Origin of the sequence: Carnobacterium sp. AT7, from assembly GCF_000171855.1 — a bacterium.
GTDB classification, from domain to species: Bacteria; Bacillota; Bacilli; order Lactobacillales; family Carnobacteriaceae; genus Carnobacterium_B; species Carnobacterium_B jeotgali.
The window spans coordinates 51,468-61,381 of record NZ_ABHH01000015.1 but is presented as its reverse complement, the minus strand read 5'-3'; the positions used below and the strand labels follow the sequence as shown (position 1 = coordinate 61,381).

8 protein-coding genes are annotated in these 9,914 nt (G+C 35.8%); 7 read left to right on the top strand and 1 reads right to left on the bottom strand.

Going from position 1 to position 9,914, the window contains the following annotated elements:
- From rpsT to pnp, 4 genes are all read left to right on the top strand, one after another.
- A partial coding sequence (gene rpsT / locus CAT7_RS07230; RefSeq protein ID WP_007723869.1) for a 30S ribosomal protein S20 occupies window positions 1–199 on the top strand: 199 nt, incomplete at its 5' end.
- A gap of 267 nt (window positions 200–466) precedes the next feature.
- Entirely contained in the window at window positions 467–2,461 is a 1,995-nt protein-coding gene (gene uvrB, locus CAT7_RS07225) for an excinuclease ABC subunit UvrB (protein ID WP_007723865.1), read from the top strand.
- A gap of 182 nt (window positions 2,462–2,643) precedes the next feature.
- Window positions 2,644–2,913 carry a 30S ribosomal protein S15 gene (gene rpsO / locus CAT7_RS07220; RefSeq protein WP_007723862.1) on the top strand — a complete coding sequence of 90 codons (270 nt, stop codon included), beginning with the start codon at window positions 2,644–2,646 and terminating at the stop codon, window positions 2,911–2,913.
- A 198-nt stretch (window positions 2,914–3,111) separates the two neighbouring features.
- On the top strand, window positions 3,112–5,220 hold the full coding sequence (gene pnp / locus CAT7_RS07215) for a polyribonucleotide nucleotidyltransferase (RefSeq protein ID WP_007723859.1): 2,109 nt from the start codon (window positions 3,112–3,114) through the stop codon (window positions 5,218–5,220).
- 53 nt (window positions 5,221–5,273) lie between these two features.
- On the opposite strand, the gene CAT7_RS07210 is transcribed toward pnp, so the two are convergent.
- Entirely contained in the window at window positions 5,274–6,029 is a 756-nt protein-coding gene (locus tag CAT7_RS07210) for an alpha/beta hydrolase (protein ID WP_007723856.1), read from the bottom strand.
- A 208-nt stretch (window positions 6,030–6,237) separates the two neighbouring features.
- On the opposite strand from CAT7_RS07210, the gene CAT7_RS07205 reads away from it, so the two are divergent.
- Genes CAT7_RS07205 through CAT7_RS07195 form a run of 3 tightly spaced genes read left to right on the top strand, consistent with a single transcriptional unit; the run spans window position 6,238 to window position 9,903 of the window.
- Window positions 6,238–7,287 (top strand): aspartate-semialdehyde dehydrogenase, encoded by a 1,050-nt coding sequence (locus CAT7_RS07205; RefSeq protein WP_007723853.1) that lies wholly within the window; start codon window positions 6,238–6,240, stop codon window positions 7,285–7,287.
- 23 nt (window positions 7,288–7,310) lie between these two features.
- Window positions 7,311–8,189, top strand: coding sequence for a 4-hydroxy-tetrahydrodipicolinate synthase (dapA, locus tag CAT7_RS07200; protein WP_007723851.1), 879 nt, complete (start codon window positions 7,311–7,313; stop codon window positions 8,187–8,189).
- Window positions 8,190–8,223: 34 nt separating this feature from the next.
- Complete coding sequence (locus CAT7_RS07195) at window positions 8,224–9,903, top strand: ribonuclease J (RefSeq protein ID WP_007723847.1); 1,680 nt, start codon at window positions 8,224–8,226, stop codon at window positions 9,901–9,903.
- The last annotated feature ends 11 nt before the right edge of the window (window positions 9,904–9,914 follow it).

The window sequence follows — 9,914 nt, the reverse complement described above, 5'->3', positions numbered from 1 at the left end:
ACAAAACAACGTTCAAAAAAGTTCAATGCGTACTGCTATTAAAAAATACGTTCAAGCTATTGAAGCAGGTAACGAAAACTCTGAACAATTACTTAAAGAAGCAATCAAATCAATTGACATGGCTGCATCTAAAGGATTGATTCATAAAAATAAAGCTAACCGTGACAAATCTCGTTTAACTGCTAAATTAGCTAAATAAGAGGTCATAGTTATATAGAGTCATTAGAAAAGTCGCAAATGCCTGATTAGTCAGGTGTTGCGGCTTTTTTAGTCTATAAAAGAGCTCTATCTCCATTTTTTTTCTATAGTAATTTAAATAAAATTAGCGATAATCTAGGCAACCTTATCTAATTAGTTGTAAGAACACATGTTCAGTGCTAGAATAATAAAGTAGAATTGAAATAGTATGTCTTACATGGAATAAGATTCATTTAGAATTAATAGAAGCACGAGGAGGTACGTAAAAATGCCAAAAGACCAATTTGAACTGGTTTCTAAATACCAGCCAAGTGGTGATCAGCCGGCTGCAATCAAAAAACTAATTGCCGGTATCGAATCAGGAACGAAAGAACAAACTTTACTAGGTGCCACTGGAACAGGTAAAACTTTTACGGTCTCAAATGTTATTAAAGAAGTAAATAAACCGACGTTAGTTATTGCTCATAATAAAACATTAGCAGGGCAATTGTACGGAGAATTTAAAGAGTTTTTCCCAGATAATGCGGTAGAGTATTTCGTGAGTTATTATGACTATTATCAGCCAGAAGCTTATGTTCCTTCAAGCGATACGTTTATTGAAAAAGAATCAAGTGTGAATGATGAAATAGACAAATTGCGTCATTCAGCAACGAGTGCTTTATTAGAAAGAAGAGATGTTATTGTAGTGGCATCTGTTTCTTGCATCTATGGATTAGTCAATCCTGAAGATTACCGGGATCATGTGCTTTCTTTACGTGTCGGGGCTGAAATGAACCGAGATGAAATGTTGCGACGCTTAGTAGACATGCAATTTGAGCGCAATGATATTGATTTTCAACGTGGCCGTTTTCGTGTTAGAGGAGACGTTGTAGAAATCTTTTTAGCTTCTCGTGACAGTGAGGCGATACGTGTAGAGTTCTTTGGTGATGAGATTGATCGTATCAGAGAAGTAGATGTGCTAACAGGTGAGGTCAAAGCGGATGTTCAACACGTTCCTATCTTTCCGGCTACTCACTTTGTTGCCAATGATGAACAAACTAGGTCAGCTATTAAAAATATCCAAGAAGAGCTAGAAGAACGATTAAAAGAATTGCGTGCGGAAGATAAATTGATTGAAGCCCAACGATTAGAACAACGAACGAACTATGATTTGGAAATGCTGTTAGAAATGGGCTATTGTTCTGGAATCGAAAACTATTCTAGGCACATGGATGGACGGAAACCTGGTGAAGCACCCTATACATTGATTGACTTCTTTCCAGATGATTTTTTAATTGTAATCGATGAGTCTCATATCACCATGTCTCAAATTAGAGGAATGTACAATGGCGATAGAGCTAGAAAACAACAATTAATCGACTATGGTTTTAGATTACCTAGTGCTTTGGATAACCGACCGCTTCGCTTGGAAGAATTTGAGAATCACGTCAATCAAATTATGTATATTTCAGCTACACCAGGACCGTACGAATTAGAAAGAGCTCCAGAAGTGATTGAACAGATTATTCGTCCTACAGGATTGTTAGATCCAATTATAGAAGTGCGTCCAATTAAAGGACAAATTGATGATTTGATTGGTGAAATAAATGAACGATCTGAAAAGAATGAGCGTGTCTTCATCACGACATTGACTAAGAAAATGTCAGAAGATCTAACCGATTATTTGAAAGAAGTGGGAATTAAAGTTGCTTATCTGCATAGTGAAATAAAAACACTTGAACGAACGGAGATTATTCGAGACCTACGTTTAGGTGTATATGATGTGTTAATCGGAATCAACTTATTGCGTGAAGGAATCGATGTGCCAGAAGTATCGCTGGTCATTATTTTAGATGCAGATAAAGAAGGTTTCCTAAGAAGTGAACGTTCCCTTGTTCAGACTATCGGGCGAGCTGCACGTAATGAAAATGGGAGAGTAATTATGTATGCAGATCGAATAACAGATTCTATGCGAGCGGCTATATCGGAAACCGGAAGACGTCGTGAAACGCAAGAAGAATACAACGAAAAACATGGCATTACTCCTAAGACAATCATTAAAGACATTCGTGATTTAATTTCGATTACTTCTGTAGTAAAAGGTGACGATGAGGGAGCCTCTGGTCTAGAAAATATTGCTAAAATGACTAGGGCACAACGTTTAGAATTAATTGATGGTTTAGAACTAGAAATGAAAGTAGCTGCAAAAGAATTAAACTTTGAAAAGGCTGCTAATTTAAGAGATATGGTGTTAGAAATAACAGCTCAATATAAATTAAAATAAAAAACACTTAAATAATAGAAGAAAAAATTTCCAAATCAAAAATTCTGATTAAAAAAACTTGCATTTTCTTATTGAGTCTAGTAAAATTCAAGAGTGTACTAAACACATACCTTTTACTTGGTAAAACGACTCACCAACGTCTACTCAGTAGGAGGAAAAAATCAGGAAAGAGGTGCTTAGAAATGTCAATTTCTAAAGAACGTAAAAATGAAATCATCACTGAATACGCAATCCACGAAGGAGATACAGGTTCTCCCGAAGTACAAGTTGCTGTATTAACAGCTGAGATTAATCACTTAAATGAACACGCACGTGTTCACAAAAAAGACCACCATTCTTATCGTGGACTTATGAAAAAAATTGGTCACCGTCGTAACTTGCTTGCGTACCTACGCAACAAAGATATTACTCGTTACCGTGAATTGATTCAAAGATTAGGTCTACGTCGTTAATTTTTCGTAGTCTATTTAGAAGCGAGATTCTAACGAATCTCGCTTCATTTTGTATGTAAATAAAAAAGCTGTTAATTTTGTTGTCCATCCTACTATACAAATGTGAAGATTTAACCTATCGTTAAATACTGACATTTGTTTAGTAGTCTGTTTGGAAATGACGAATAAGAGCTTCAATAAAAAGGAGAAATGCACACAATGACAGAGAAACAAATTTTTACTAAAGAATGGGCAGGGCGTACACTAACAATCGAAGTTGGACAATTAGCGAAACAAGCTAATGGAGCAACTTTGATTCGCTATAATGATACTGTCGTGTTATCTGCAGCAGTAGCTAGCAAAAAAGCGAAAGATGTTGATTTCTTTCCTTTAACTGTAAATTATGATGAAAAAATGTATTCAGTCGGTAAAATTCCAGGGGGCTTTATTAAAAGAGAAGCACGCCCAAGTGAATATGCGACCTTAACAGCTCGCTTAATTGACCGTCCAATTCGTCCAATGTTTGCAGAAGGATTTCGTAATGAAGTTCAAATCACAAACACTGTTATGTCAGTTGATCAAAACTGTTCTCCAGCATTTTCAGCAATGTTCGGTTCTTCTTTATCACTAGCTATTTCTGATATTCCATTTAATGGACCTATTGCTAGTGTTGATGTTGGCCGCGTTGATGGAGAATATATCATTAACCCAACAGTAGAGCAAGAAGCATTATCAGATATCCATTTAACTGTTGCAGGAACAAAAGATGCCATTAACATGGTTGAAAGTGGAGCTGCGGAAGTTTCAGAAGAAGATATGCTAGGTGCTTTGATGTTTGGACACAGAGCGATTCAAGAACTAGTCGCTTTCCAAGAAGAAATTGTGGCTGCTGTCGGAAAAGAAAAAATGAATATTCAATTGTTGCAAATTGATGCAGATTTAGAAAAAGAAGTAAATGATGCTTACCAATCTAAAATGATTGCAGCTATTCAAACAGAAGAAAAATTAGCTCGTGAAGAAAATATTGAAGCTGTTAAAGAAGAAGCAATGGCTTTTTATGAAGAGCACTATCAAGAACATGCTGAAGCTAAACGAATCAACAAAGAAGTAAAACAAATTGTTGAAGATATGGAAAAAAATGAAGTGCGTCGTTTAATTACAGTCGACAAAATTAGACCAGATGGCCGTAAAATCGATGAAATTCGCTCTTTAGCTTCTGAAATTGGACTTTTACCAAGAGCACATGGTTCTGGTTTGTTCACACGTGGGCAAACACAAGCTTTATCAGTTGCTACGTTAGCTCCATTAGGCGAACATCAAATTATTGATGGCCTTGGTGTTGAAAACAGCAAACGTTTCATTCATCACTATAACTTCCCTCAATACTCTGTAGGAAGTACTGGACCATCACGTGGACCAGGTCGTCGTGAAATTGGACATGGAGCATTAGGAGAACGTGCGTTGTCACAAGTTATTCCAAGTGAAGAAGATTTCCCTTACATGATTCGTTTAGTTGCTGAAGTTCTTGAATCAAACGGTTCTTCATCACAAGCAAGTATTTGTGCGGGCACATTAGCTTTAATGGATGCTGGTGTACCAATCAAAGCTCCAGTTGCTGGAATCGCTATGGGTCTAGTTAAAGAAGGCGAAAATTATACTGTCTTAACAGATATCCAAGGGTTGGAAGATCACTTAGGCGATATGGACTTTAAAGTAGCCGGTACAAGCAAAGGAATTACGGCTCTTCAAATGGATATTAAAATAGAAGGTATCACTGAACAAATTTTAGAAGAAGCATTAATTCAAGCTAAGAAAGCAAGAATGGAAATTTTAAATGAATTGACTTCTACAATTGCTGAACCGCATGAAGAGTTAAGTGCATTTGCTCCTAAAATTGAAATGATGCAAATTAAACCGGAAAAAATCAAAGTTGTTATTGGCCGTGGTGGCGACCAAATTAATGCGATTATTGATGAAACCGGCGTTAAAATTGATATCGATCAAGAAGGAAAAATTAGTATTGCCTCTGAAGATGCTGCTATGATTAAACGCGCTAAAGAAATTATCGAAGAGTTAACAAAAGACATCGAAGTCGGTAAAGTTTATTCTGGAAAAGTAAAACGAATTGAAAAATTTGGAGCTTTTGTTGAAATTGCTAAAGGCAAAGATGGTTTACTTCATATTTCTGAAATAGCTAACGAACGTGTTGCTAAAGTTGAAGATGTTTTGGCTTTAGGAGAAGTAATGGACGTTAAAGTTATCGAAATCGATAAACAAGGAAGAATTAACCTTTCTCGTAAAGTATTATTGAAAACTGAAGAAAAGTAAAAATGAGTAAAAAAAGAACCCAATTTTTTTAATTGGGTTCTTTTTTTTTGGACTTAATTTTCTTCAAGCGATGTTAACCATTCTACTAATTGGTTAACGGTCTCTTCTTGTTGTTGTTCAGCTGAAATACTACCAGGATTATCGCCTTCTTGGTCTCCGTAATCGCCAAATCCAGCATGATTGCCTCCTTCAATAGTGTAAAATAGAGTGGATTCTGGTAAGTATTTTTTCCCATCTTGATAGGCTTCTTTATCAACTACACCATCATTAGAGCCGATTATAGAAATAACGGACAATGGTAAATTATCTAGACGACCATTTTCGTCTGGATAACTAGCTAACAAGAAAACGCCTTTTAATTGTTTGGTAGTTGCTGCATGTGCAAAACGACTAGCCATAACACCGCCTAAGGAATGGCCACCAATAACGTAATCGCCAATTTTTTCATCAGCGATAACAGCTTCCGCTTTGTTTTTATCAGTAACGGCAAGGTTTAAAGCATGTTTAACAAGGTAAACGGGGTAACCTTGTGTAGCTAGCTTAGCTGCAATTGTGCTATAACTTTTTTCTTCTACTAATCCTCCTTGATAAAATATGACAGATGTATCCTGTTGACCTTTATTATTCAAGGGGAGAAAAATAAGTGCATCGTTTGTTTCTTTAACGGTGTATTGACTGGTAGATTCAGTTTCTTTTAGCGTTTCGTTTAAAGGTTGATAAGTCCTAGTGTGTAACAGAAACAGACCACCTAAAAAGAGTAACACCAACAGTACTAAACAAATGATTAAAACTTTGTATTTGCGCTTCATAGGTTCTCCTCTCATCTTAATTGAATAGAGTGATATACAAAAAGTGTAGCACAATTTTTTTAAATTCGTTAGATAAATGAAACAAAAAAAGGCGAATAACCTACATTTATATAAATTTCTTTGGAATTGTGCTAAAATGTATATTGGGAGCACACGTAGTTAATAGATAATATGAAAATTTAATTTCGTAATTAGGAGAGATAAAAATATGACTGGATATACTATTGCAGTTGTGGGAGCAACTGGAGCTGTGGGAACAAAAATGATTCAAATGTTGGAGCAAGCTACATTTCCGATAAAAAGTGTGAAACTTTTAGCATCTAAACGTTCTGCTGGAAAAAAGATATTTTTTAAAGGTGAAGAAGCAGAAATTCAAGAAACAACAGCTGAATCTTTTGAAAATGTTGATATTGCCTTGTTTAGTGCTGGCGGATCAATCTCAAAACAATTTGCACCGGAAGCTGTAAAACGTGGGGCAGTTGTTATTGACAACACGAGCGCTTATCGAATGGATCCAGAAGTACCCTTAGTCGTTCCAGAAGTAAATGAAGAAGCTATTCGTTCGCACAATGGAATCATTGCTAATCCGAACTGTTCAACTATCCAAATGATGGTCGCACTTGAACCTATTCGTAAGCAATATGGCTTAGATCGTATTATTGTTTCTACTTACCAAGCAGTAAGTGGAGCAGGTATTTCTGCGGTGAAAGAAATGAAAGATCAAGCACAGAAGATGCTAAATGAGGAACCTTATGAAGCAACTATTTTGCCATCTGGTGGAGATAAAAAACATTTCCCAATCGCTTTTAATGCTTTGCCACAAATTGATTTATTTACGGAAGATGGTTACACATTTGAAGAATTAAAAATGATCAATGAAACCAAAAAAATTATGAGCGATGATAAAATAAAAGTTTCTGCTACTTGTGTTCGTATTCCAGTTGTTTCAGGACACTCAGAATCTGTTTATATTGAAGTAAAAGAAGATGGAGCTAGTGTGTCTGCTCTCCAAGATATTTTGAGAAATGCACCTGGTGTAGTCCTTCAAGATGATCCATCTAATCAAATTTACCCAACAGCATTGGCAGCAGCAGGTAAGAAAGAAACGTTTGTTGGAAGAATCCGTAAAGACAGAGATGAAGATAAAGGTTTTCACATGTGGATTGTTTCTGATAACTTATTAAAAGGGGCAGCTTGGAACTCAGTTCAAATTGCTGAAAGTCTACACAAGCTAGGGTTAATCAAAGTAAGTAACTAAATTTAAAATAAAGGGTGATTTTGATGGATTTAAGAAAAGCTCGCATTATAACAGCTATGACAACTCCATTTAATGAACAAGGATTAGTTGATTATGAACAATTAGAAAAACTAATCAATTTTTTACTTGAAAATGGAACTGAAGGATTAGTAGTGGGCGGAACAACCGGCGAATCTCCTACATTAGCTCATGAAGAAAAAATTGCTTTATATCGTAAAACGGTCGAGTTAACGGCAGGACGTGTTCCAATCATTGCTGGTACGGGATCATTCAACACGGCTGAAACGATTGCTTTTACCAAAGAAGTTGAAGCTATCTCGGGTATTGATGCAGCATTAGTAGTCGTTCCTTACTATAGTAAACCTAATCAAGCGGGTTTATATGCTCATTTTGAAGCTGTAGCAGCTAGTACAACCTTGCCAATTATCATTTATAATGTACCTGGACGTACGAGTGTTTCTATTGATCCTAAGACGACAATTAAACTTTCTGCTATAAAAAATATAATTGGTGTAAAAGAATGTTTGGGTCTAGATGCTTTGAGTGAAGAAATTGAAAAAACGTCTGATGACTTTTTAGTCTATACTGGTGAAGACGGAAATGCTTTCCCTGCCAAATGTATCGGTGCAACTGGTGTTATTTCTGTAGCCAGTCATGTATTAGGGAATGATATTGCTAAAATGTATGATCTTTTAGAAGAAGGTTCTCTAGCTGAAGCAGCATCGATGCATCGTCAATTAGTACCAAAAATGACTAGTTTGTTCACTGTGCCATCTCCGGCGCCTGTGAAATTTGCATTGAATCATTTAGGTATTCATGTAGGCGGAACAAGATTGCCATTAGTGATATGTACAAAAGAAGAAGAAGCCCATATATTGAAAGAATTAAATTGGACAAAATAAAACTAAAAAAATTGAAAGCAAGAGAGGTGAAGAAATGAGCACAATCAAAATTATCCCACTAGGCGGTGTACGCGAAAATGGAAAAAACATGTACGCGGTTGAGGTGGATGAAGACATATTTGTTTTAGACTGTGGATTAATGTATCCTGAAACAGAATTACTAGGAATTGATGTAGTCATTCCTGACTTTAGTTATTTAGAAGAAAATAGAAACCGTGTTACTGGAGTATTTCTAACACACGGACACGAAGATGCGATTGGAGCATTGCCTTATTTTCTTCAAAAATTTGATGTTCCGGTATTTGGAACTGAATTAACAATAGCTTTAGCAAAATTATTTGTTGAAAAAGATAGTCAAACAAGTACATTTGATGATTACCATATTATTGATGAAAACACTGAAATTGAATTTGGAGATGTGATTGCTAGTTTCTTTAGAACAACTCATACCATTCCTGATTCTGTTGGAATAGCACTTAAAACAACTGAAGGAAGCATTGTTTACACTGGTGATTTTAAATTTGATCAAAGTGCGAAACCAATGTATCAAAGTAATTTATCTCGTATCGCTGATATTGGAAAAAGCAAAGTTTTGGCGTTGTTAAGCGATTCAAGTGAAGCTGAAAGTCCAGTAGAAAACATAAGTGATTTAAAAGTAGCCGAAGAAGTGTTGGATACATTCCAAAATGCTACTGGCCGAATCATTGTTGCAAGTGTTGCAAGCAATATCTTACGTATTCAACAAGTACTAGATGCTGCTCACAAATCACATAAGAAAATTTTTATTACTGGAAGCAACCTTGAAGAAATCGTTCAAATAGCAATAGAGTTAAATAAATTGCAGTTACCAAATGAAGATTTAATTGTTCCTATAACAGATATTGAAAAATACACTGATCAAGAAATCGTTGTGTTAGAAACAGGAGCAACAGGCGAACCGATTAAAACATTGTCACGTATGGCAAAAGGGAAGCACACTCAAGTAAACATAAAAGAGGGCGATTTAGTTTACATCGTAACAAGTCCTTCAACGGCAATGGAAGTAACCGTTGCTCAAACAGAAAATATGATTTATCGTGCTGGAGGAACAGTTAAGCAAATTTCAGATAATTTGAAAGCTTCTGGACATGCTACTCCTAACGATTTAAAATTAATGATCAACTTGATCAAGCCGACTTATTTTATTCCCGTACAAGGCGAATATCGTAAGCTTTCTGCTCACGCAGAACTTGCTCACGAAGTAGGAATGTCTTACAAAAACATTTTTATACCTGGTAAAGGTGACATCATGGAATACAAAAATGACCGCATGCACGTAGCAGGTCAAGTGACCGTGGGCAATACAATGGTTGATGGTATTGGAATCGGTGATATTGGAAATATCGTTTTACGTGATCGTAAGTTGTTATCTGAAGACGGTATATTTGTAGCAGTAGTTACTATTAACCGCAGAAAGAGCAAAATTATCTCAGGTCCTGAAGTTATGACTAGAGGTTTCGTATACGTTAAAGAAAACACTGATTTAATCAATCAAAGTAATGAAATTATTCGAGAAGTAGTAGAAGAAAATTTAAACAGAAAAGAATTTGAATGGAGCCGTCTTAAACAAGAAATTAGAGATGCTTTAAACAAACATCTTTATGAACAAACGCGTAGACGTCCAGTAATCTTACCAATTATTATGGAAACAAGTTCACGTAACCGCAAAATTTAAGTAGAAAAAAG